The organism is Massilia sp. BAP21, from assembly GCF_057801335.1.
Map to the genome: position 1 here is coordinate 3,659,479 of NZ_CM173596.1, position 21,798 is coordinate 3,681,276.

A 21,798-nucleotide genomic window follows, 5' to 3' on the forward strand; every position below is an offset into this window, starting at 1 on the left:
CGCATGAGCGTCCTGCCGGCAGCGTCGACGACCCAGCCTGTGCACAGCCAGCGTGGAACGCTGGCTGTGCTGAGCGCGCTCGCTTTCGTTTCGCTGCTGGTGTTCGCCGCCGCCGGCCTGGCCGGCTCGGTGCCGGTGCCGCTTGCCGACCTGCCGCAGGCCTTCATCAACCTGGTCGCGGGCGAGCCAAGCGACATGTCCGCCACCTTGCTCGACCTGCGCCTGGGCCGCGCCAGCGCCGCCTTTGTCACCGGCGCCGCGCTGGCGCTGGCCGGCGTCATGATGCAGGCCCTGGTGCGCAATCCGCTGGCCGACCCTTACGTGCTGGGCGTCTCGGCCGGCGCCGCCGTCGGCGCCCTGGCCGCGCTGCTGTTCGGCGCGGCGCTGTGGATGGTCGATCTCGGCGCGCTCGCGGGCGCGGTCGGGATCTCCTTGCTCCTCTACCTGCTCGCGCGCCGTGACCTGGGCGGCGGGCGTGGCGCGGTGCGCACCGGCGAGTCCGGCGTGCTGCTGCTCACCGGCGTGGTGCTGGCCTCGGCCTGCATGGCGCTGGTGACGCTGATGCTGTCGGTGGCGCCCGAGTCGCGCCTGCGCGGCATGGTGTTCTGGATGATCGGCGACCTGGCCGGGTCCAGCTGGCGCCTGCTGCCCTGGCTCGTGCTGGCCGCCGCCGTGCTGCTGGCCCTGCGCCGCGCGCGGGCGCTGAACGTGATGGCCCTGCATGCCGACGCCGCCGCCGCGCTCGGTGTCGATGTCCCGGCCCAGCGCCGCTTCCTGTTCCTGTGTTCGGGCCTGCTGACCGCCTGCGCCGTCACCAGCGGCGGCAGCATCGGCTTCGTCGGCCTGGTGGTGCCGCATGCCTGCCGCTATGCATTCGGCCCCGACCACCGTATTCTCTTGCCGGCCGCCACCCTGGTGGGCGGCAGCTTTCTCGTTCTCGCCGACACCCTGGCGCGCACGGTACTCGCGCCGCAGCAGCTGCCGGTGGGTGTGCTGACCTCGCTGATCGGCGTGCCCGTGTTCCTGTTCCAGCTTCATCAACTTCACCTGCGCCGCCGATGACTCTGCCGATGATTTCCACCCAAGACCTGACCCTGCGCGTCGATGGGCGCCTGCTCGTCGAGCGCCTGGACTGGCGCGTGCACGCCGGCGAGAGCTGGTGCGTGATCGGCCCGAACGGCGCCGGCAAGAGCACGCTGCTGCGCACCGTGGCCGGCCTGCGTGCGCCCGACGGCGGCAGCGTGGCGCTGGCCGGCAAGCCGGTCGGCGACTGGGCCTTGCCGGCGCTGGCGCGCGAACGGGCCTACCTCGCGCAGTCGCGCGGCGACGCCTTTGCCTACCGCGTCATCGAAACCGTGCTGATGGCGCGCCACCCCTATCACGCCGACCGCTACTGGGAAGGCAGCGACGACCATGCCGCCGCCGAAGCGGCGCTGCGCACGCTCGACGTGGCGCACCTGGCCGAGCGCGACGTGCGCACGCTGTCGGGCGGCGAGCGCCAGCGCGTGGCGATTGCCGCGCTGCTGGCCCAGGACACGCCGCTGCTGCTGCTCGACGAACCGGCGAATGCCCTCGACCTGGCGCACCAGGTGGCCGTCACCGAGCTGATGGCGCGCCTGTGCCGCGAGGGCAGGGCGGTGGTCAGCGTCGGCCACGATTTGAACCTGGCCTGGAGCGGCGCCACCCATGCGCTGCTGCTGAATGGCGACGGCAGCTGGCACGCCGGCACCACCCGGGACGTGATGCGACCGGAGCTGCTGAGCGCCTGCCTGGGCCATCCGATCGCGGCGATCGCCCACGGCGCGCGCACCGTATTCCTGCCGGATGCGCCGGCATCCATCCCCAACCTTGCCCCTGTCAGGAATAGCCAATGAAAGCGCTTTTCTTTGCTCTGCTGATGTTTGCCGCTTCGGCGCAGGCCGCCATCAGCGTGGTCGACGATGCCGGCCAGCGCGTCACGCTGGCGCGTCCGGCCCAGCGCGTGATCTCGATGGCGCCGCACGTCACCGAATTGCTGTTCGCGGCCGGCGGCGGGCCGCGCATCGTCGGCGCCATGAACTACAGCGATTACCCGGCGGCGGCGCGCAGCATTCCCCTGATCGGCTCGAACAGCCAGATCGACATCGAGCGCGTGATCGCGATGAAGCCGGATTTGCTGATCGTCTGGCAGAGCGGGAACACGGCGCGCCAGATCGCCCAACTGCAGGGCCTGGGCATCCCGGTCTTCCACAGCGAGCCGCGCAGGCTCGACGAGGTGGCGACCAGCCTGCTGCGCCTGGGCCAGCTGCTCGGCACCGAGCCCGTCGCGCGCGCAGCGGCAAACGCCTATACGGCGAAGCTGGCGGCCCTGCGCGCCCGCTATGCGCAGCGCCCGCCGGTGACGGTGTTCTACCAGACCTGGGACAGCCCCTTGTACACCCTGAACGGCGAGCAGATCGCCAGCGACGCCATCCGCGCCTGCGGCGGCCGGAATATCTTTGCCGAACTGAAGACGGTGGCGCCGCAGGTCGGCGTGGAAGCCGTGGTACAGAAGGACCCCGAGGCCATCGTCGGCGGCAAGCTGTACACACCGCAGGACCGCGGCCTGTCGATCTGGCAGCCGTACAAGGGCATGACCGCGGTGCGCCGCAACAACCTGTTCACGCTCGACGAGGAAATGCTGACCCGGCCGGGCCCGCGCGTGGTCGATGGCGCGGCCACGCTGTGCGCACGCCTCGATGAAGCCCGTGCACGGCGCACACGGTAGGGTGGGCCGGGCCGCGCTAGGCACCCCGTGCCCACGCGGAAGCATGCACCGTGTTGGCACGGCTCCAGCTGCAAAATCCGCCACGTGTCAGCGCCGCCAAATGATCATTCGAACACGTTTCGATATGCCAGCGTTCGTAGGTAAAATCGAGCCAACCATGCTCATCATTACGCGTGGGCACGGGGTGCCCACCATACGGTCATCGACGATGCCAGCAGATCCGGGGCCAGCAATGGCCCACATTCGCGCAGACGCTGCGTTACAGCCGTAAGCAATTGCAAAAAATCGTGTCCGCCTTAGAGGGGAGGGCGAAAAAGTGGTAATCTCGCGGTCGTTTTCTTCAACTTCACACAGAAGGATTTTTATGCGCCGCTCCCTGCGTTTCGCCATCGTCGCTGCCAGCCTGGTTGCCAGCACTGCTTTCGCCTCGCCAACCAATCCGCAGAACGGCGTCGAATACACGACCCTGGCAACGCCGCAGCCGGTCCAGGCGACCGGCAAGAAGGTCGAAGTGGTGGAATTCTTCGCTTACCACTGCCCGGCCTGCTACGCGCTGGAACCTGGCCTGAACGAATGGGTCAAAAAGCAGGGTGACAAGATCGTGCTGCGCCGTGTCCACCTGCCGTTCCAGGGCCCGGCCGATCCGGAAGCGCACCTGTTCCTGACCCTCGAAGCCATGGGCAAGCTGGCCGAATTCCATCCGAAGGTCCTGCACGCCGTGCACGTGCAGCGCGTGCGCCTGATGAAGGACGAGCAGATCATCGACTGGGTGTCGAAGAACGGCATCGACCGTGCCAAGTTCCTCGAAGTGTGGAACTCGTTCGGCGTGACCACCAAGCTGCGCCGTCTGCCGCAACTGGCCACGGCCTACCAGGTGAGCGGCACGCCGACCATCATCGTCGACGGCAAGTACCAGACCTCGCCGGGCCAGGTGTCGGAAAAGCTGAAGATCTCGGACCGTAACCAACTGATGCAGGCGAGCTTCCAGGTGCTGGACGCCCTCGTCGAGAAGGCAGCCAAGACGAAATGAGCGATACCGAAGGCAAGGTCCTGGCCATGTACGAGGGCGCCCGCCCTCGTGAAGAGGACCTGTTCGAGACCAGCAACGTGAACCACATCGCGTGGTCGCTGGTCGTGATCCTGCTCGGGCTGGTGATCTGGCTCTGCATCACGCTTGTGAACGCGGAAAACCAGCGCTACGCCCTGATCACGAATCAATGCCCGGACCCGGTGTTCAAGAGCGGGGTCGACAAGGCCTGCCTGTACACCGTGAAGTCGCGCGCGCACTGGTGGGAACACCTGTGGTACGGCTTCACGCACGTGAAGCCGGAACGCAAGTAGGGTGGTCGGCTCCACCCGGGTGGGTGGAGGGCAAGCTGCGTGTGCGCCGCCCACGCGTTCAAACCTGGTCCGATCGCTTGTACCGTTGAGCGGAGCTGCTTTTCGGTACAGACCGCCCTCCGCTAAATGCTGCCATGGGGCAGGCACTGACTGAACGCGTGGGCGGCGCACACGCAGCGTGGTTGCGGCCGCCAAAGGTGGAGCCGACCACCCTACAGCGCGATCACGAATCTGGCGCCGCCCAGCGCCGAGTCTTCCACCGTCAGGCTGCCGCCGTGCAGCAGCACCGCCTTGCGCGCGATCGACAGGCCGAGGCCGAAGCCGCCGGTGGCGCGGTCGCGGCTGCGGTCGAGCCGGTAGAAGGGCTCGAAGATGCGGTCGCGTTCCTCTTCGGGAATGCCTGGCCCGTCGTCCTCGACCGCGATCAGCAGCCGGCCGCCCTCGCGCGCGGCCGACAGGCGGATCGATGCCGCCGCGTATTTCTGCGCATTCCTCAGCAGGTTCGACAGCGCCCGGCCCAGCAGGCGCGGGTCGGCCTCGACCGTGCCGAGATCCTGCCCGGCGGCGACGGCCAGCGCCTGCGCACCCGGGGGCAGCGCGGCCGCGGCGCCCTCCAGCAGGCCGGCCACGTCCACCGTTTCGCACCGCAGCGCCTGCTCGCTGTCGAGGCGCGCCATGCCCAGCAGTTCGTTGACCAGGTCGTTCAGTTCGCGCACGTCGCCCTCCATTGCCGCGATGCGCCGGCGCAGGGCCGGGTCGCCGGCTTTCGCATCGAGCAGTTCGAGCGCGAATTCGAGGCGCGCGATCGGCGTGCGCAGTTCGTGCGACACCGAATGCAGCAGGTTCTTCTGCGTGACCAGCAATGCCTCGATGCGGTCGGCCATGTGGTCGATCCGTTCCGCCAGCGGATAGATGCTGGCCGAGCGCGGCATGCGCGCCCGCGCCGACAGGCGGCCGGCGCCGAATTCGTCGGCCACGCGCGAGAGCTTCTGCAAGCCCTGCCAGTGCGAACGCGACCACAGCGCCACCGGCACCAGGAGGGCCAGCGCCACGATCACATAGCGCACCGCTTCCATCTTGAGGGCCAGGTTGACGTCGATCGGCAAGTCGCGCGCATGGATCACTTCCTCGTCGCTGCCGATGTAGCGCTGGCCGTCCAGGTCCACGCGGCGGTAGAAGGCCTTGTTGCCGACGTCGAGCACGACCTCGCCGCGCTCGAGCGCGCGCAGGCTGGCGCGCGGCAGGGCGGCGCGGGCAGCGTCCAGGGAAATCAGGTCGAAGCGCGTGTCCGACACCTCGCGCACGCGGTTCAGGCGCACCAGCCATTCGTCGGCCGGCGCTTCGTCGACGTATTGCTCGATCAGGAAGATCTGGGCCGAGGACTGGCGCCGGGCGATGTCGTCGAGCGGGTCGCCGAACAGCCGGCTCATCGCGAAATAGATCACGAAGGTGGCGGCCGTAATCGACAGCATCACCAGCACGAAAAAGCGGAAGAAAATCCGGTTCACCCGATTTCCCTCCAACATCGGCCCTTCTCTACGACGCCAAGAAACATTGTTTTTCTCCTAACGCCATTGTATAGGAGCAATGATGACAACGGTAAATTACAAATTTGCGACAAAGTGGCGACATCTGCAGGGAGAATAAAACATGCCAGACGGATAACCTAGCCAGGATTCAGGTTTTCCGTTTGCCCACTCGATACGCGAGTGTCGGTGGGTTTTTTTATTCGGGCCGCCGCCCTGGCGCGTGGCCAGCCGAAGGGAGGACGAGATGAGGCCGTGCTGCTCGCCACTCCCCGGCCCCGGGCGCTTCCCCGCCACCTCTTTTTCTTCCCCGATCGGCACCGGGCGCCCCGACGCGACCGTAAATCATGCATTCAGGACATTTCGGGCAAGGCTAGCTCAACGTAGAATATGGGCAACCGATCTTCCGACTCCACCATGAACAAGTTCACCGCCCTGGCCTTGGCATTCCTGTCGGGCAGCGCCGCTGCCCAGACGCCGGCCACCAATCCCATGCCCGACGGCAGCCGCGACATGTATGTCGGGCTGGGCCTGGTTTCGGCCGCGCGCTACGAAGGGGCACAGCACAGCGAGCGCAAGGCGCTGCCGGTGCTGCAGGTGCAGTGGAGTAATGGCGTGTTCGTGTCCGGCATGTCGGCCGGCATGCACCTGTCGCGCGACCCGCGCGTCGAATTCGGCCCCCTGGTCGAGCTGCAGCGGCGGCGCGACGAGTCGGGCAGGGGCGGCGGCGTGGACGGCATGCTGATGCGCTATTCGGTCGTTTCGCTGCCGGACGCCGCACTGAGCGAGAACCGCCTGACCGGCATGACCCCGGTCGCCACCCGCCTGCTGGGCGGCGGCTTCCTGAACGCCTACCTGACGCCCGACTGGCGCGTCACCGGCAGCCTGCTGTATGGCGCCGGCAACGAACGCGAGGGCGCGCGCCTGGACCTGGGCGTGCAGCGCCTGGCGATGCAGGCCGGGGCCCAGCACCGGATCTCGGTGGCAGCCGGCGTGAGCCTGGTCAACGCCGGCTATAACCGCGCCTTCTTCGGCGTCGACGAACTCGATTCCCTGCGCAGCGGCCATCCGGTGTACCGCCCCGGCGGCGGCCTGAAGGACGCCCACCTCGGCCTGCGCTGGAACTGGGCCTTCACGCCGTCCTGGATGCTGACCTCGAACCTCCAGCTGGTGCGCCTGGCTGGCGACGCCCGCCACAGCCCGCTCGTCGAGCGGCCGACCAACCTGACGGTTTCCACCGCCATCGCCTACCGGTTCTGACGATGCCCCCGGCCCGCCACCTGTTCGCCACCTGCATCCTGACGCTGAGCGCCCTCGGCGCCGGCGCGGGCGCGCACGCGGCCGACTGGGTCAGCTACCGCGACGCCTACCGGGCGATGGTCGTGTTCGAGAAATACGGCGGGCCGAAGCACGGATTGCAGCATCACCTGCAGGTGGTGCCGCTGGACAAGGGCGTGGCGCTCGAAGGGGTGCAACTGACCCTGGCAGGCAAGGCCAACCAGGTGAACCTGGCGCTCGACCCGCTCGGCCGCACCGCCTTCCCGTTGCTGAAGGCGGCCTACGACGAGAATGCCGCCTTGTACCTGAGCCGCAAGATCGGCGCCTTCAGCGTGCGTCCGCGCGTCTCGCTGCTGCCGCAGGCCGACGGCGTGTACGATGCGGCCCAGCTGCGCGCCGGCTGCGAGCAGGCGCTCGGCTTCGCGCGCCATGCCGACGCCTCGCAGCGTGCGCTGCAATGCGGCGGCGTGCGTTTCGTGTTTGCCCGGCGGGCAGGGGAGATCGCGGTGCGCCTGCACCGCCCGGACGGCGCCGACCAGGTCCTGGCGCCGGTGAATGGCCCCGCCTTCCAGGGCGACGCCGACGAAGGTTTCCCGACGGTGGTCTACCGCTTCGCCGGCGCCGGACGCGCCCAGGTGATCAGCGCCAACGTACCGCTGGCGATCGTGCCGCTGTTCGAGTAAGAAGCTTTAGTTCCAGGCCGACGGCGAGAACAGGTAGCCTTCGCCCCACACCGTCTTGATCTTTTCCGAGCGCCCATCGTCGAACTTGCGGCGCAGCTTCGAGATGCAGTTGTCGATGCTGCGGTCGAGTCCGTCGAACTCGATGCCGCGCATCTTCTTCAGCAGCTCGTCGCGCGAGAGCACGCGCCCGGCCGCCTCGGCCAGCACCAGCAGCAGCTTGTATTCGGTATTGCTCAGCACGCAGAGCTTGTCGCGCCAGAACACGGTGCGGTCGGCGCCGACGATCCGCAAGCCGCCGAACACCAGTTCAGCCGATTCGGGCGCGCCCTTGGGCTGGGTACGGCGCAGCAGGGCGCGCAGGCGCGCCAGCAGCACGCGCGGCTGCACCGGCTTGTTGACGAAGTCGTCGGCGCCTTGCTCCAGGCCCGAGACCTCGTCGTAGGAATCCTCGCGCGCCGTCAGGATCAGGATCGGCACATCGGACAGCTCGCGGATCCTGCGGCAGACCACCATCCCGTCCAGCCCCGGCAGCATCAGGTCGAGCACCACGATGTCGGGCGCAAACGCCCCGAAGCGCGCCAGCGCCGCGTCGCCGCGCGTGACCAGCTCGACGGTAAACTCGTAGGCGGACAGGTATTCGGTCACCAGCTCGGCCAACCGGGCATCGTCTTCCACCAGTAAAACTCGGTACATGCGTTTTCTCCTTCTTTCGGCATTGTATAGAAGCAAGGGCATGCAAGCACACTTACTACATTGACACGACACTTGGAGACACTTTCGCGACATCTCATTGTATGCCTAGGCATTTTCTTTTAAATAATTATTATTAGGAATATCGAAATCCGGATTGCCGAAGTTTGCGATAAGCGAAAGCGCTATTTCGCCGTCAATGAGATCGTTATCACCAGCGCGCAAGATGTTCCTTATCGATTCACTTTATTGGAGGATATATGGAAGAGCCGGCATTCGACGAACTCGAAGTAACGCTTGCTCCTGTCGGAAGTGCCAATACCATTGCTGGCCTGCCGTGTGTCAGGGTCATTATTTGGCTGATCACGCGCAAACCGCTTTAAGCGCATGCGAGGGCCTGCCTCGATCGCCGGGGCACGCTCTTGCTGTCTCATTCCGGAAAAACAGGGCAAGAAATGAAGACAATGATTTCCGTTCCAGACGATGTTCGCCTTTTCATCGATCTCGCCAATGCGCAATTGAACGATGCGAAAGCATGCGATTTCGCCGGGCTGGTTCCCGCATTCGAACGGCTGGCGTGCCGGGCCAGGCGCGGTGCCGAAGAACTCCTGTTGGCCGAACTGGCGGAATTGCACGAACGGCCGCATTATCATGCCGAAGGTTGGGATACAAACCAGCTTTTATTGGAAGTCAATCAGAACTTTTCGCTCGGCATTTCGCTTCTCCAGGCGACCCCGGCACACCTGTTGAACGCAGTCGCCGATGCCGCGTATATCGTCCTGGGAAAAGCCCCGTTTTCCTATTCCTTGTACAAAATGCCCGCAGACATGGACCGGAATGTTTTCCGGGCCAACCTGGAACCGCGTTTTCACGCGTCCAGAACCGTATTGCCGGGCCAGATGCTGCAGTTACAGGCCGGTATCGACATCATCGACTGGCGCGTCGAGGAACCCGTCATGCTGCTGCGCCTGATTGCGGCACCCTCCGAGAGGGTTCAGTGGGTGTACCAGAAGCATCCTGTTCGCTCCTGGTTCATCGCATCGGTCGATCCCGGCGTCACCCAGTTATCGGCATTGTCGGCCTATTTCGCCGATGCGCGCTACGTGCCGGCGCTGGGCGCGCTCGAGGAACTGCTCCGGCATCCAAGTCATCAGGTGCGATGGGAGTCGGCCGGGACGCTCTGGAAGATCGACCGGAACGCCGGTCTTGCCGCCCTCAGGCAATTACTGGACGATCCTCATCCGCATGTTCACCGGGCCGCGGCGCGTACCTATGCGCGACTGGGCACCTCTGTCACGCATGGAGCTTGATATGGCATTGACCATCGAATGCAATACGGATGAGGCATGCAGTATCGAGGAGTGTGTCGAGTTCGCACTCGATAACGTCGATCCTCATGCTTTCGACAGCGTCCTCGCCGTGGCGCCGGTATTAAAAAAACTATCCAACAACAAGAATGCCGTGGCGGCGGGCCTGTGCGCATATCTCAAGGTGTTTGCACATACGGAGCATGGCGGTTTGAGCTATTCCCCAAGCAGCTTCCTGTTATCGGATGCGCATCCGAACATCATTTTGCGGGCAAATATCTGGCGACCATTATGTAAGGAAAAAGAGCGCCAGTCATTCGAAGCCAAGCTGTTTGCCTACCACCATGCGCATAACCACAATTTTCATTTTCTCACTGTCGGCCATTTCGGTCCCGGCTATGACACCGATATCTACGAATACGACAGAAATGCATTGGCCGGGCATATCGGCGAGCCGGTAATGCTGCTGCATGCCGAGCGTACCCGCCTGTCGGTCGGCAAGATCATGGCGTATCGCGCCGACCGGGATATCCACACGCAGTTTCCCCCAGAATCCGTTTCGGTATCGCTCAACCTGGTGGTGGCGTCCGATGATGACAGAAACCGTGATCAATATTTCTTCGACACAGACAAAGCGCTGCTGTCCGGTTATTCCGATACCCTGCCAACCAAGCGTGTCTCACTGCTGCAAATGGCGGCCCACCTTGCCAATGAAAACATCGTCGACGTCCTGGCCCACATCGCGCTCGCCCATCCTTGCAGCCGGACACGCTTGCAGGCGTTCCGGTCGCTCGCGATCGCTTCTCCCGGCGAACTCGCCCATTGGCAGGCCCTGTCGCGCAAGGACACAGCGGAAATGGTACGCACTTTCGCTTCCGGAACACTGTCCGTGTCGAATCGCCAGGAACACTTCGATCCCGCTTTCCTGCAGCTGGTCTGATATGGAAAAGCGCTACAGCATCCCTTCATCGGCGCGCGTTTCCAGCGGCACGCACGATGAAGCGCATCCCTGTACGCCGTCCGCGCGCGCGCTGCGCGATCCCGCCATCCATGCCATGTCCGGCGTGTGCAAGCATTATCGGCGCGGCGGCGTGCAAATCTGGGCGCTGCGCGATATCGGCATCGATTTCCGCACGGCCGGCGTGACCGGTGTGCTGGGACCGAACGGTTCCGGCAAGAGTACGCTCATCAAGATATTGAGCGGCCTGTGCACGCCCGATAGCGGCCACATCAGCCCGCCCGGCGCACCGGCCCGATGGCGTGACATCGGCGTGTTGCTGGAAGGGCGGTCGAACGTCAACGAGCGGCTTTCCACATTCGAAAACGCGCGCTATTACTGCACGCTGCGTGAGCATCGCTTCGATCGCCCCTATTTCGAGCACCTGGCGCGGCAACTCGCGCTGGCGGACCCGTACTGCCCGATACGCCAGTTGTCGACCGGCCTGAAGCTGCGGAGCTCCTTGTTGCTTGCCTTTATCCACCGGCCCTCGATGCTCTTGCTCGATGAACCCACGCTCGGGCTCGATGTCAGCGGCGTCGCCTGCCTGGAAGCGCTGATTGCCAGCTGCGCGGGCGAAGGTGCGCGCGTCCTCGTCGGTTCCCACGATCTCGCTTTCCTCGAGAGGATATGTCAGCGCATCATTTGTCTTAATGAAGGCAAGATCGTTTTCGATGGCTCGGCAGACGCGTTCCGCTCGATCGAGTATGCCTACAAGGTCAGCGCGCGCTTTGCCTCTCCCGATCCGTCTTGTATTCCGGAAGAATGGAAGGAGGCACGCTTCGTGGGACACCAGGCCACGCTGTTGCTCGAGAAGCATGAAGATCTGTGCCGCTTCATGCAGCGCGCCCAGCACAACCTGTCGCAGCTCCAGGCCTTCGAGGTGTCGCGGCTGACGCTGCATGACAAATACATGCAGCTCCTGGCTGGCGGCATGGGGCCGGAGACCGGGCCATGAACATGCTCGCGCATGCCAGGAACGAACTCGGCTTGCGCCTTTACCTGGCGCGGCGTTACTGGCTCGAATCCGTCTCGGGCTTCGTCCTGATACTCGGGAGTTTCGTCGGCCTGCTGCATGCGGTCATGGCCGCCGGAGAGATGTCGATCCATTCCGAACGCCTCAATGGCTTGATATTGGGCTTTGTCCTGTGGATGTATGCCGGGATGGCGTATTCGAGCACCTCCAGCGAGGTCGCCGAAGAAATCCGCGCGCGTTCGCTGGAGCAGTTGTGCATGGGGCCGCTTCCTTTGTGGCGGATACTGGCAATCCGGGCCATCCTGCATATCGCCGGCGGCACGCTGATCCTGCTCCTGTCGTTCACCGTCATCGCATGGCTGGGGCGCGAAGAACTGCATCTCCTCGATCCTGCGGTCCTGGGCATTGTCTTGCTCGCGGCACCATCGCTGCTCGGCTTCGGCTACATGGTGGCCGGTGTCTTGCTGGTGATACGAAAGATGGAAACCCTGCAGTTGCTGGTGTACCCCGGACTGATCGCCCTGATCGCCTTGCCGGCCTATCCGCTGAACGGGTTCGCGGCGCTGCCGTTTGCCTATGGCGCGTCGGCAGCACGCTTTGCCGTCGGCGGCGGTGCGCTCGGCACACTCGATTTCATCGTCGTGGCAAGCAATTCCCTCGGGTGGCTGATGTTGGGTGTCGCCGTCTTCAAGCGCTTCGAGCGCGAGGCGCGCCGCCTTGGCGTCATGGGACATGGTTGAGCGATGCGCCCCTGCCTGCCGCCGGGCGCCGGGCAGGGGCGGCGGGATGGAAAGCCCCGCGGCGGCTTTGCGGGGAAGGACCGGACCTTATCCCATCTTCCCGGCCAGGTCCGCCATCGCCCCCACCAGGCGGTCGATGTCCTCGACGCTCGTCCACAGGTGAGTCGAGATGCGGATCGCATAATGGTCGCTGGCCGCGCCGATGACGGGGAAGTTGACGTTGCGGATCACGAAGCCCGGGCTGTAGTCGCTCAACATGCGCGCCACGAATTCGCCTGACTTGGCGCTGTTCATCACGTCGGCCGGGTTGATGAAGGGGTTGAACGAGGTGACGGCCGAGACCAGCTTCGGATCGTCCTTCGGCGAATACAGCCGCTCCACGCCCCAGATCCCGGTGATGCGTTCCTTCAGGTAGGCCGACAGGGCCAGGTCGTAGGTCTCGATCTTCTTGCGGCCGATCCGATCCCACAAGGTGCAGCTCGATACCAGCGCGTGGAACAGCGGCGTGTGCAGGCTGCCGCAGGCGGTGATGGTGGCGCCGATGTCCCAGGTGGCGGTGCCGTTGGTAGTGCGCGCGCGCGGCGTCCAGCTGCTGGTGTGGATCGGGTACCAGTTCGGCAGCGGCAGCGGGTTCGAGGCGCGGATCTTGTTGCGCACGATCAGGATGCCGGTCGAGCCGGGGCCGCACTGCCACTTGTGGCCGGCGCCGGACATGAAGTCCATGCCGAGCTGGGCATAATCGTAGGCCATCATGCCGGGCAAGTGGGCGCCGTCGACGATCGAGACCAGGCCGTGCAGCTTGGCGATTTCCATCAGCTCGGCAATCGGCAGCATGGTGCCGGTCTTGTACGAAGGCGCGGAAAACATCATGGCGCGCACGCGCTTGCCTTGCGTGCGCAGTTCGCGGATGCGGCTGTCGAACAGCGTGGCGTACAGGGCCGCGGTCTGGTTGTTCCCGACCGGCATGGCCACGCGGGCGATCTCGATGCCGTAGCGCGCCACGGCGATCGCCATCGGCGTCTCGCCGCCGCCGTGCTCGTGGTTGGTGGTGACGATCACGTCGCCCGGCTGCCAGTCCAGGCCCAGGATGGCGTGGCACATGCCGGACGAGGTATTCGCCGAGAAGGCCAGTTCGTCCGGGTCGACGCCGAAGCCGGGCGCCACCTGCGTGCGTTCGGCCAGCAGGTTCAAATAGCCATTGCCGGATTCGCGCGCCTTGGCGCGGTTCTCGCTGTCGAACAGGTCGAGCGACACGTTCGGCATCGAACCGGCAGTGCCGACGTTCATGAAGCGGCGCGCCGGATCGAGCGTGAACATGCCGGCGACGTCGGTCCAGAAGCGCTCGTCGGCCAGCAGCTGGTTGCGCAGCTCGTCGCTGCGGCTGGCGGCGTGGCCGCTGCTGCAGGCGGCTAGCGGTCCGAGGGCGGCGAGTGCCGCGCCGGAACCCAGGATGCGCAGGAAATCGCGCCGGTTGCGGCTCCAGTGCGCGGGAATGTCATTAACGTCATGGAGCGATGTGGTGCTGCCCCGGGCGATGCTGTGCTCTTGCATTCCTGTCTGCTAGCGAGAACGTGCACAAAAGTGCGCAGCGTTCTCTTCCTGCCCCGAACCGTCCTACCGACCGTGTTCGTACCTGACAGGCGTTACTTTCCCACCTCCCGCCGACAACTGGCCGGCGGCAGTGCCCAGCGTCGCCGCTGGACTCGCCACGGGTAGCGCCTGTCCTGCCCCAAGGGCAGCGGTGGCGAGCCGTTTAAAATTGACCGCCGCGTTGACGCCGCGGTTGTGGTGCGCACCGGCGGGATCAGCCCCCTCGCGCTCCCAGCGCTGCAGCGTCTTGTCCGTAATCCGGAGCAATGTCGTTGCGTGTCCAATGCAAATGGTGCTTTTCACGGTCTTTATTCGACACTTATGAGAACATGAAGTTCGACCAGGGTCTAATGTAGTGGTGCATTAGCCGCGTTCACTGCCTTCGCTCAAGGTTTGCATGGGGCGACGTTGTTTGCAGGCAGCGCCGGGCAGGGAGAGCCAGCTGCGCCGGTACGTGCTGAAGGTAGCTGCACAAAAGAAACGGCCCGCCAGGTGGCGGGCCGTTGCGGGCGCTTCCTTCCGGCGTTGCGCCGGAAAGACGCGGTGGATCAGCCCAGGTTCGCGTTCACGAATTCCCAGTTGACCAGGTTCCACCACGATTCCACGAACTTGGCACGGGCGTTGCGGTAGTCGATGTAGTAGGCGTGTTCCCAGACGTCGCAGGTCAGCAGGGCCTTGTCGTCCGAGGCCAGCGGGGTGTGGGCGTTCGAGGTGTTGACGATGTCGACGCTGCCGTCGGCCTTTTGCACCAGCCAGGTCCAGCCCGAACCGAAGTTGCCGACTGCCGACTTGGTGAACTCTTCCTTGAACTTGTCGAACGAACCCCATTTCGCGTTGATGGCGTCAGCGACCTTGCCGGTCGGTGCTCCGCCGCCGTTCGGGCTCATGCAGTTCCAGAAGAAGGTGTGGTTCCAGACTTGCGCCGAGTTGTTGAAGATGCCGCCCGAGGACTTCTTGACGATTTCTTCCAGCGACATGTTTTCGAACTCGGTGCCCTTGATCAGGTTGTTCAGGTTCGTCACGTAGGTCGCGTGGTGCTTGCCGTAGTGGTATTCCAGGGTCTCGGCCGAGATGTGCGGCTGCAGGGCGTCTTTGGCGTACGGCAGTGGCGGCAGGGTATGTTCCATGTCTTTGTCCTTGTTGGTTAGAAAGTTATTGTTCGGAAACGGCGCTTATTCTAAACCGGATGGACCGACGTTGCATGCTTGCCCAGATTGCCGTCATTCCAACTCGGCTTGCACGCTCGATACCCGTACCTGCGCGCTGCCTTCGGCCAGGCGCACCGTGAGCGCGGTGCGCGCCTTGATTTGATCCGGCGAACGCAGCGCCTCGCCCTTGGCATTGCTGACGATGGCATAGCCGCGCTCGAGCGTGCGCTGCGGGTTCAGCAATTCCAGCTGGGCTGCCAGCGCACCCAGGCGGTCGCGCCGCTGGGCGACCTGCGTGCAGATACCCGCATTCAGGTGGCGCCCCTCGGCCGTGAGCTGGGCACGCAGGGTGCGCAGGTCCGGACGGTGGCGCGCCCAGCGCTGCTGGAGCTGGGCCAGGGTCACGCCGCCGCGGCCCAGCGGCGTGCGCACCGCGTGCGTGAGCGAGGCGGCCATGGCGCGCAGCTTCAGGCGCTGGTGGGCGATCTGGGCCGTGGGGCTGAGCAGGCGCCGGCTGAGGTTATCCAGGCCCTGGCTCGCTTCCGACAGCTGGCGCGCCATGGCGCGGCGCAAATCGAGGGCATCGGCCGACAGCGAGGCCATCCAGTCGTCGCGCGGCGTGGCCGCCAGTTCGGCTGCCGCCGTCGGGGTGGCGGCGCGCATGTCGGCGGCGAAGTCGGCGATGGTGACGTCGGTCTCGTGGCCGACGCCGGAAATCACGGGGATGCTGCAGGCGGCGATCGCGCGCGCCACGCATTCCTCGTTGAAGCTCCACAAATCCTCGATCGAGCCGCCGCCGCGGCAGACCAGCAGCACGTCGACCTCGGCGCGGCGCGAGGCTGTCATGATGGCTTCGGCGATCTTGTCGGCGGCAAACTGGCCCTGCACCGGGGCCGGATACAGCACGATGTTGACGTGCGGCGCACGCCTCTTCAGGGCAGTGAGCACGTCGCGCAGGGCGGCCGCCTGCGGGCTGGTGACGATGCCGATGCTGCGCGTGAATAGCGGCAGCGGGCGCTTTCGGTCGACGTCGAACAGGCCCTGGCTGTTCAGCTTTTCCTTCAGGCGCAGGAAGGCCTCGTACAGTTGGCCGACGCCGGCGCGGCGGATCGCCTCGACATTGATCTGGTAGTCGCCGCGCGCGCCATACAGCGTGACCAGCGCGCGTACCTCGACCTTGTCGCCTTCGCGCGGACTGAAGCCGGCGTACTGGGCGCGGCTGCGGAACATTACCGCGCGCACCTGGGCCGCATCGTCCTTCAGCGTGAAGTACCAGTGACCGGAACTGGCACGCGTGAAGTTCGAGATTTCGCCGCCGATCCAGACCAGCGGGAAGGAACGCTCCAGCAGGCGCGCGACCTGTCCGTTCAGTGCGGTAACGGAGAGGACGGGTGGGGCGGCGTAGGCGGTGTCGGAATCGGTATCGTTGAGCATGTGTGGGCATCCTGGTGCATGAGCGGTGAAGCTTATGGCATATTCGCGCCGCGCCGACAAGGGGTATTTGTAGTGTGCAGGTGCGCCTTTTTTGCAGGCACGGCAGGGCGATTCGTTTGAAATCAATGGTTTATGTAGGGCAAGGTTCACTTGGGCACAATGTTATCCACAAAAAATGTGAGGAACTCGGCAGTAAAACTGTCCTGCTGCCGAAAATGCGTGCATGCATACATATGTCTTTTGAAATCAATGACTTGCTTGTGGAGCACCTGCCTTGCGCACATCTTTTTCCACAGTTTGTGTGAAGAGTTCGCTTCGAATGGACTTATCCAGGGCAGTCAAGTCCGCCCTGAGCTCGGGGATGCCGCCTGTCTTACCAGGCTTTTCAGCTGTGCCAAAAATTGAAGCAACAGATTTTTTCTCTTTAAAATCAAACAGTTTGTGCTAACGCAAGAGGCTTCCTCACAATTTTGTCCACAGAAAATGTGAAGAAGCGCAGATCTGTTCACATTCCACACCTTGCCCAGCCCAGCGCGCAAGAGTGCCTTGCAGAGGCCGCGATAATGGACCAGGCTCGGCGCTACAGCATTTTTCGCGGATAACTCTTGAGCTTGCTCAAAAAGCAGGCGTCATCACAAAGCATAGAAGAATCAATCACTTGTGGTTCAAGGAAGGGCTTTGCTCACATTCTTTTCCACAGAAAGTGTGCATAGACTGCAGCCTGGTTCGTGCCGGCACCAACCGAACCGGGCTTCCTGTAGTGCAGTGGGGATAAGTCAGTCTGCTTACTTTCTTTGCAGCACCATTTTTCCCTTTGAAATCAAAGGTGTCAGCTGGCCTGCCTGGCCTTGCTCACAATTTTGTCCACAAAAATTGTGGGGAAACGCCTTTCAATCGAATCCAGGCGACGGATGAGCCGGTGCTGCATTCTTCAGCAGTAAAATATTGATGAGTTAAATCAACTACTTAAGTCTGCAAGACTGCCATTGCGCACATTTTTATCCACAGAAATTGTTTGCAACTCCAAGGCATGGGGAGGCCGCATCGAGTGCCTGGACGCCATCGCATCCTGCCAATCCACCTGCTTCTTTCTTGCGCACGCAGAAAATTCCCTTAAGAATCAACGTACTTAGCGTATGAATATGTCCTTGCGCACAATTTTATCCACAGAACTTGTGCAGAACTACTCTTGCTCAGGCGGCGGCAACTTGCTACATTGCCGGATTCGTTTCCATTCTGTCAGGAGTTCACTTGCTCGCCATCTTACAAGCCGCAGGCTGGCCCATCTGGCCATTGCTGATTGCCTCGATCGTTGCCCTGGCATTGATCATCGAACGCCTGATTTACCTGCGCCGCGAAAAGATCCTCCCGAAAGCCCTGCTCGGCGAAGTCATCAACGTCTATCGCAACAACAAGGTCACCCCGGACATCATCAACACCCTGGAAACCAACTCGCCGCTCGGCACCGTGCTGGCGGCCGCCCTGCGCAACGTCGACGCGCCGCGCGATGTGATGAAGGAGTCGATCGAGGAAGCCGGCCGCGGCGTCGCCCACGTGCTGGAGCGTTTCCTGACCACGCTCGGCACCATCGCCTCGCTGGCGCCGCTGATGGGCCTGTTCGGCACGGTGGTCGGCATGATCGAGATCTTCGGTTCGCAAAACGCCTCGGGCGCAAATCCCGCGCAGCTGGCGCACGGGATTTCGATTGCCTTGTATAACACCGGTTTCGGCCTGGCGATCGCGATGCCGGCCCTGGTCTTCTACCGCCACTTCCGCGCCCTGGTCGACAGCTTCATCGTCGACATGGAACTGCAGGCGGTGAAATTCGTCGACGTCGTTCACGGTGCCCGCAAATGATGGACTTTCGCCGCGGCCGCAAGCGCGAGGATCCGGAAATCAACCTGATCCCGTTCATCGACGTGCTGCTGGTCGTGCTCATCTTCCTGATGGTGTCGACCACCTACAGCAAGTTCACCGAACTGCAGATCACGCTGCCGACGGCCGACGCCGACAAGGTGGTCGACAAGCCTTTCGAGATCAATGTCACGATCGACGCCAAGGGTAACTACACGGTGAACAACACGCCGGTCTCCTTTCACGGCGTGAACGGCCTGGCCGACGACCTGAAGGCTGCCGCGCGCTCGGGCCCGAACGGCCAGCCGGTGGCCGATCCTGTCATCATCGTCAACGCCGACCAGTTCGCGATGCACCAGATGGTCATCAACGTGCTGGAGGCAGCGCGCCTGGCCGGCTACGACAAGCTCACCTTTGCTGCCCAGACCGGCGGCAAGAAGTAAGGCCGTCGGTAACACCGTCCAGGCGGGCAGCGACTGCGCGCCTGGCGTTCCATTCCCTTCATGTCCAAGAACCATTCCCTCGAATCCGTCCTGACCCGCGCCTGGCTGCGCCGCGGTCCGCTCGCCTGCGCGCTGTGGCCGTTGTCGCTGCTGTTTCGCGCGCTGGCGGCCCTGCGCGCCGGCCTGTACCGCGCCGGCCTGCTGACGTCGGCGCGCCTGCCGGTGCCGGTCGTTGTCGTCGGCAACATCTTTATTGGCGGTACGGGCAAGACCCCGCTGACGATCTGGCTGGCCGAGGCGCTGGTCGAGGCCGGCATGCGTCCCGGCGTGATTTCGCGCGGCCACGGGAGCGAGGGCGAGGCGCCACGCGCCGTGACGCCCGCATCGGATGCGGCCCAGGTCGGCGACGAGCCGCTCCTGATCGCGCGCCGCACGCGGGTGCCGGTGTTCGTCGGGCGCCGGCGTGCCGAGGCGGGCAGGGCGTTGCTGGCGGCGCATCCGGAAGTGGATGTCCTGTTCACCGACGATGGCCTGCAACACTACGCCCTGGCGCGCGACGTCGAGGTGGTGCTGTTCGACGGGCGCGGCGTGGGCAATGGCTGGCTGCTGCCGGCCGGCCCCTTGCGCGAACCGCCCGCGCGCCGGCGCGACTTCACGGTGGTGAATGCGCCCGAGATAGGGCCGCAGCTGGCGCGCGCCGTCGGCGGCCAGCCGTACCGAATGACGCTGGCCGGCGACACGGCCGAGCAACTGGTCGACTCCAACCGGCGCCTGCCGCTGGCCGATTTCGCCGGCCGCCGCATCCTGGCCGCTGCCGGCATCGGCAATCCGGGACGCTTCTTTGCCATGCTGCGCGGCGCCGGTCTGTCGTTCGAGGAACTGCCCTTGCCCGACCACCACGACTTCCGCGACGACCCGTTTGCGGGCGTGGACGCCGATGTCATCCTGATCACCGAGAAGGATGCAGTAAAATGTGGGCAACTTGAAAACCTGAAGCACGACCCGCGCCTGTGGGTGGTGCCGGTCAGCGCGCGCATCGATGCCGCGCTCGCCCAACAAATTGTGGAGAAATGTCGTGGACGCTCGACTGCTTGATATCCTGGTCTGCCCGCTGTGCAAGGGCCCGCTCGAATACGATAAAAAAGGCCAGGAACTGACCTGCCGCCCCGACCGCCTGGCTTACCCGATCCGCGACGGTATCCCGATCATGTGGGCCGACCAGGCGCGCAAGATCGAAGCGGTCTGAATCGCATGCGCTTTACCGTCATCATCCCGGCGCGCCTGGCCTCGACCCGGCTGCCGAACAAGCCGCTGGCCGACCTCGGCGGCAAGCCGATGGTCGTGCGCGTTGCCGAGCGCGCGCGTGAGTCCGGCGCGGCGCGCATCATCGTCGCCACCGACCACGCGGATATCGCCGCCGCCTGCGCCGCGCACGGCGTGGAAGCCGTCATGACGCGCGCCGACCACCCGTCCGGCACCGACCGCATCGCCGAAGTGGCGCGCGCGCTGAACCTGCCGGCCGACGAAGTCGTGGTCAATCTGCAGGGCGACGAGCCGCTGATCGACCCGGCCTTGCTGGCGGCCTGCGCCGCGCGCATCAGCCTTGAGGTGCCGATGGCGACCTGCGCCCATCCTTTGACCGACGTGGCCGACGTGTTCAACCCGAACGTGGTGAAGGTCGTGCTCGACAAGGCGGGCCGCGCCCTGTATTTCTCGCGCGCCAGCATTCCCTGGGCGCGCGACGCCTTTGCCGCCAGCCGCGACACCTTGCCTGCCGGGTATGCGCCGCTGCGCCACATCGGCCTTTATGCCTACAGCAACGCCTTCCTGCAAGCCTATCCGGGCCTGGACGTTTCGCCGCTGGAGCAGATCGAAGCCCTGGAGCAATTGCGTGTTCTCTGGCATGGCGTGCCGATTGCCGTGCACGTGACCGACAGCGCGCCCCAGGCCGGCGTTGACACCCCGGAAGATTTAGCACGGGTGCAATTGCACTACGCGTCTTGAGCTTTATTGCAATTGATTAGCGGCTAGTCTGCGGTACATCAAAAAAGCAAGAAATCGCGACCGAAGCCAGCCGCTGGAATTGGCGTTGACGCTGCCTTTTGTGGTAAGTTTCGTATCAAGCCAGGCAGGTCTGCATCAATAAAGCATCAAATGCAATGCGTTGCCAACACAATAACGATTTTCAACATTTCACCATTTCAACATCCGTTTAGGAATCTTCATGCGTCTCATTTTGTTAGGAGCGCCTGGCGCCGGTAAGGGCACCCAGGCTAACTTCATCAAGGAAAAATACAATATCCCACAAATCTCCACCGGCGACATGCTGCGCGCGGCGATCAAGGCCGGCACCGAGCTGGGCCTGGCAGCGAAAAAGGTAATGGATGCAGGCGGCCTGGTTTCCGACGACATCATGATCGGCCTCGTGAAAGACCGCCTGCAGGAAGCCGACTGCGCCAACGGCTACCTGTTCGACGGCTTCCCGCGTACCATCGCCCAGGCCGACGCCATGAAGGACAACGGCATCAACGTCGACTACGTGCTGGAAATCGACGTGCCCGACGACCTGATCGTCGAGCGCATGAGCGGCCGCCGCACCCACCAGCCTTCGGGCCGCGTGTACCACACCAAGTTCAACCCGCCGAAGGTCGCCGATACCGACGACGTCACCGGCGAGCCGCTGGTCCAGCGCGACGACGACAAGGAAGAAACCGTCAAGAAGCGCCTGTCGGTCTACCACAACCAGACCGAAGTGCTGCTCGGCTACTACAACAAGTGGGCCCAGTCGGGCCTGCCGGGCGCGCCGAAATACCGCAAGATCACGGGCGTGGGCCCGGTCGAGCAAGTACGCGACGCGGCGTTTGCCGCGCTTTCCGAGTAATCGGGAGCAAGACCGAAGCGGACAGCGATGTCCGCTTTTTTTATACCCGGATGACGCGCGATGCCATCCGTCGTATCGCTGGTTTGAATCAAATGTGTGCAGTACGCAGTGAGGCAGACTGCTTCGCCGAAGAGGTGGGCATCTTTCGTTGTGTGGTGTTGCTT

22 protein-coding genes are annotated in these 21,798 nt (G+C 64.1%); 17 read left to right on the forward strand and 5 right to left on the reverse strand.

The genetic code is table 11. The features are described from left to right. Positions 1-3: 3 nt before the first annotated feature. The 5 genes from ACWYRN_RS16165 to ACWYRN_RS16185 all read left to right on the forward strand — a co-directional run bounded on the left by ACWYRN_RS16165 (position 4) and on the right by ACWYRN_RS16185 (position 4,087). Positions 4-1,062 (forward strand): FecCD family ABC transporter permease, encoded by a 1,059-nt coding sequence (locus ACWYRN_RS16165; protein ID WP_488688608.1) that lies wholly within the window; start codon positions 4-6, stop codon positions 1,060-1,062. An 8-nt stretch (positions 1,063-1,070) separates the two neighbouring features. Further along, positions 1,071-1,874, forward strand: a complete 804-nt coding sequence (locus ACWYRN_RS16170) for an ABC transporter ATP-binding protein (protein WP_488688609.1) — start codon at positions 1,071-1,073, stop codon at positions 1,872-1,874. After that, positions 1,871-2,746 (forward strand): cobalamin-binding protein, encoded by an 876-nt coding sequence (locus ACWYRN_RS16175; RefSeq protein WP_488688610.1) that lies wholly within the window; start codon positions 1,871-1,873, stop codon positions 2,744-2,746. Before ACWYRN_RS16170 ends, ACWYRN_RS16175 begins: the two co-directional genes overlap by 4 nt. A gap of 364 nt (positions 2,747-3,110) precedes the next feature. After that, positions 3,111-3,776, forward strand: coding sequence for a thiol:disulfide interchange protein DsbA/DsbL (locus ACWYRN_RS16180; protein ID WP_488688611.1), 666 nt, complete (start codon positions 3,111-3,113; stop codon positions 3,774-3,776). After that, positions 3,773-4,087 carry a hypothetical protein gene (locus tag ACWYRN_RS16185; protein ID WP_488688612.1) on the forward strand — a complete coding sequence of 105 codons (315 nt, stop codon included), beginning with the start codon at positions 3,773-3,775 and terminating at the stop codon, positions 4,085-4,087. Before ACWYRN_RS16180 ends, ACWYRN_RS16185 begins: the two co-directional genes overlap by 4 nt. Positions 4,088-4,299: 212 nt before the next feature. Here ACWYRN_RS16185 and ACWYRN_RS16190 read toward each other — a convergent pair whose 3' ends face one another. Next, positions 4,300-5,595: an ATP-binding protein gene (locus ACWYRN_RS16190; RefSeq protein ID WP_488688613.1), complete on the reverse strand. Its 1,296-nt coding sequence runs from the start codon at positions 5,593-5,595 to the stop codon at positions 4,300-4,302. Positions 5,596-6,030: 435 nt separating this feature from the next. Between ACWYRN_RS16190 and ACWYRN_RS16195 the strand changes: the two genes are divergently transcribed. Both ACWYRN_RS16195 and ACWYRN_RS16200 read left to right on the forward strand, forming a co-directional pair. After that, entirely contained in the window at positions 6,031-6,873 is an 843-nt protein-coding gene (locus tag ACWYRN_RS16195) for a MipA/OmpV family protein (protein ID WP_488688614.1), read from the forward strand. A gap of 2 nt (positions 6,874-6,875) precedes the next feature. After that, positions 6,876-7,574, forward strand: coding sequence for a hypothetical protein (locus ACWYRN_RS16200; RefSeq protein ID WP_488688615.1), 699 nt, complete (start codon positions 6,876-6,878; stop codon positions 7,572-7,574). A gap of 6 nt (positions 7,575-7,580) precedes the next feature. On the opposite strand, the gene ACWYRN_RS16205 is transcribed toward ACWYRN_RS16200, so the two are convergent. Next, positions 7,581-8,267: a response regulator gene (locus ACWYRN_RS16205; protein ID WP_488688616.1), complete on the reverse strand. Its 687-nt coding sequence runs from the start codon at positions 8,265-8,267 to the stop codon at positions 7,581-7,583. A gap of 452 nt (positions 8,268-8,719) precedes the next feature. Here ACWYRN_RS16205 and ACWYRN_RS16210 point away from each other — a divergent pair, with 452 nt between their 5' ends. From ACWYRN_RS16210 to ACWYRN_RS16225, 4 genes are read left to right on the forward strand one after another with little or no spacing between them, the layout of a single operon-like run. Further along, a complete protein-coding gene (locus tag ACWYRN_RS16210) occupies positions 8,720-9,574 on the forward strand; it encodes a HEAT repeat domain-containing protein (protein WP_488688617.1) in 855 nt (284 codons plus the stop codon). A 1-nt stretch (position 9,575) separates the two neighbouring features. Then, positions 9,576-10,511, forward strand: coding sequence for a hypothetical protein (locus tag ACWYRN_RS16215; protein ID WP_488688618.1), 936 nt, complete (start codon positions 9,576-9,578; stop codon positions 10,509-10,511). Between the two features lies 1 nt (position 10,512). Beyond that, entirely contained in the window at positions 10,513-11,526 is a 1,014-nt protein-coding gene (locus tag ACWYRN_RS16220) for an ATP-binding cassette domain-containing protein (RefSeq protein WP_488688619.1), read from the forward strand. After that, positions 11,523-12,284 carry a hypothetical protein gene (locus ACWYRN_RS16225; RefSeq protein ID WP_488688620.1) on the forward strand — a complete coding sequence of 254 codons (762 nt, stop codon included), beginning with the start codon at positions 11,523-11,525 and terminating at the stop codon, positions 12,282-12,284. The genes ACWYRN_RS16220 and ACWYRN_RS16225 overlap by 4 nt, the downstream gene beginning before the upstream one ends. A gap of 87 nt (positions 12,285-12,371) precedes the next feature. On the opposite strand, the gene ACWYRN_RS16230 is transcribed toward ACWYRN_RS16225, so the two are convergent. From ACWYRN_RS16230 to xseA, 3 genes are all read right to left on the reverse strand, one after another. Next, positions 12,372-13,835, reverse strand: a complete 1,464-nt coding sequence (locus tag ACWYRN_RS16230; protein ID WP_488688621.1) for an aminotransferase class V-fold PLP-dependent enzyme — start codon at positions 13,833-13,835, stop codon at positions 12,372-12,374. 587 nt (positions 13,836-14,422) lie between these two features. Beyond that, positions 14,423-15,001 carry a superoxide dismutase gene (locus ACWYRN_RS16235; protein ID WP_229438751.1) on the reverse strand — a complete coding sequence of 193 codons (579 nt, stop codon included), beginning with the start codon at positions 14,999-15,001 and terminating at the stop codon, positions 14,423-14,425. Between the two features lie 93 nt (positions 15,002-15,094). Next, on the reverse strand, positions 15,095-16,456 hold the full coding sequence (xseA, locus tag ACWYRN_RS16240; protein WP_488688622.1) for an exodeoxyribonuclease VII large subunit: 1,362 nt from the start codon (positions 16,454-16,456) through the stop codon (positions 15,095-15,097). A 1,251-nt stretch (positions 16,457-17,707) separates the two neighbouring features. Between xseA and ACWYRN_RS16245 the strand changes: the two genes are divergently transcribed. From ACWYRN_RS16245 to adk, 6 genes are all read left to right on the forward strand, one after another. Next, the gene (locus ACWYRN_RS16245) at positions 17,708-18,313 is read left to right on the forward strand and encodes a MotA/TolQ/ExbB proton channel family protein (RefSeq protein ID WP_229438753.1); all 606 of its coding nucleotides are present in this window, start codon (positions 17,708-17,710) and stop codon (positions 18,311-18,313) included. Further along, positions 18,313-18,753: an ExbD/TolR family protein gene (locus ACWYRN_RS16250; protein ID WP_488692827.1), complete on the forward strand. Its 441-nt coding sequence runs from the start codon at positions 18,313-18,315 to the stop codon at positions 18,751-18,753. Before ACWYRN_RS16245 ends, ACWYRN_RS16250 begins: the two co-directional genes overlap by 1 nt. Positions 18,754-18,813: 60 nt before the next feature. Further along, positions 18,814-19,848 (forward strand): tetraacyldisaccharide 4'-kinase, encoded by a 1,035-nt coding sequence (gene lpxK, locus ACWYRN_RS16255; RefSeq protein ID WP_488688623.1) that lies wholly within the window; start codon positions 18,814-18,816, stop codon positions 19,846-19,848. Next, positions 19,829-19,999: a Trm112 family protein gene (locus tag ACWYRN_RS16260; protein WP_229438755.1), complete on the forward strand. Its 171-nt coding sequence runs from the start codon at positions 19,829-19,831 to the stop codon at positions 19,997-19,999. Before lpxK ends, ACWYRN_RS16260 begins: the two co-directional genes overlap by 20 nt. A 5-nt stretch (positions 20,000-20,004) precedes the next feature. Then, positions 20,005-20,757: a 3-deoxy-manno-octulosonate cytidylyltransferase gene (kdsB, locus tag ACWYRN_RS16265; protein ID WP_488688624.1), complete on the forward strand. Its 753-nt coding sequence runs from the start codon at positions 20,005-20,007 to the stop codon at positions 20,755-20,757. A gap of 220 nt (positions 20,758-20,977) precedes the next feature. Further along, positions 20,978-21,634, forward strand: coding sequence for an adenylate kinase (gene adk, locus ACWYRN_RS16270; protein WP_488688625.1), 657 nt, complete (start codon positions 20,978-20,980; stop codon positions 21,632-21,634). Positions 21,635-21,798 lie beyond the last annotated feature (164 nt).

Bases quoted from the DNA above. Each gene is read 5' to 3' on its own strand.
- xseA (WP_488688622.1), bottom strand. From the start codon at position 16,456: ATGCTCAACGATACCGATTCCGACACCGCCTACGCCGCCCCACCCGTC.
- ACWYRN_RS16165 (WP_488688608.1), top strand. From the start codon at position 4: ATGAGCGTCCTGCCGGCAGCGTCGACGACCCAGCCTGTGCACAGCCAG.
- ACWYRN_RS16185 (WP_488688612.1), top strand. From the start codon at position 3,773: ATGAGCGATACCGAAGGCAAGGTCCTGGCCATGTACGAGGGCGCCCGC.
- ACWYRN_RS16175 (WP_488688610.1), top strand. From the start codon at position 1,871: ATGAAAGCGCTTTTCTTTGCTCTGCTGATGTTTGCCGCTTCGGCGCAG.
- ACWYRN_RS16250 (WP_488692827.1), top strand. From the start codon at position 18,313: ATGGACTTTCGCCGCGGCCGCAAGCGCGAGGATCCGGAAATCAACCTG.
- adk (WP_488688625.1), top strand. From the start codon at position 20,978: ATGCGTCTCATTTTGTTAGGAGCGCCTGGCGCCGGTAAGGGCACCCAG.
- ACWYRN_RS16235 (WP_229438751.1), bottom strand. From the start codon at position 15,001: ATGGAACATACCCTGCCGCCACTGCCGTACGCCAAAGACGCCCTGCAG.
- ACWYRN_RS16180 (WP_488688611.1), top strand. From the start codon at position 3,111: ATGCGCCGCTCCCTGCGTTTCGCCATCGTCGCTGCCAGCCTGGTTGCC.
- ACWYRN_RS16225 (WP_488688620.1), top strand. From the start codon at position 11,523: ATGAACATGCTCGCGCATGCCAGGAACGAACTCGGCTTGCGCCTTTAC.
- lpxK (WP_488688623.1), top strand. From the start codon at position 18,814: ATGTCCAAGAACCATTCCCTCGAATCCGTCCTGACCCGCGCCTGGCTG.
- ACWYRN_RS16215 (WP_488688618.1), top strand. From the start codon at position 9,576: ATGGCATTGACCATCGAATGCAATACGGATGAGGCATGCAGTATCGAG.
- ACWYRN_RS16210 (WP_488688617.1), top strand. From the start codon at position 8,720: ATGAAGACAATGATTTCCGTTCCAGACGATGTTCGCCTTTTCATCGAT.
- ACWYRN_RS16205 (WP_488688616.1), bottom strand. From the start codon at position 8,267: ATGTACCGAGTTTTACTGGTGGAAGACGATGCCCGGTTGGCCGAGCTG.
- ACWYRN_RS16200 (WP_488688615.1), top strand. From the start codon at position 6,876: ATGCCCCCGGCCCGCCACCTGTTCGCCACCTGCATCCTGACGCTGAGC.
- ACWYRN_RS16195 (WP_488688614.1), top strand. From the start codon at position 6,031: ATGAACAAGTTCACCGCCCTGGCCTTGGCATTCCTGTCGGGCAGCGCC.
- ACWYRN_RS16220 (WP_488688619.1), top strand. From the start codon at position 10,513: ATGGAAAAGCGCTACAGCATCCCTTCATCGGCGCGCGTTTCCAGCGGC.
- ACWYRN_RS16230 (WP_488688621.1), bottom strand. From the start codon at position 13,835: ATGCAAGAGCACAGCATCGCCCGGGGCAGCACCACATCGCTCCATGAC.
- kdsB (WP_488688624.1), top strand. From the start codon at position 20,005: ATGCGCTTTACCGTCATCATCCCGGCGCGCCTGGCCTCGACCCGGCTG.
- ACWYRN_RS16170 (WP_488688609.1), top strand. From the start codon at position 1,071: ATGATTTCCACCCAAGACCTGACCCTGCGCGTCGATGGGCGCCTGCTC.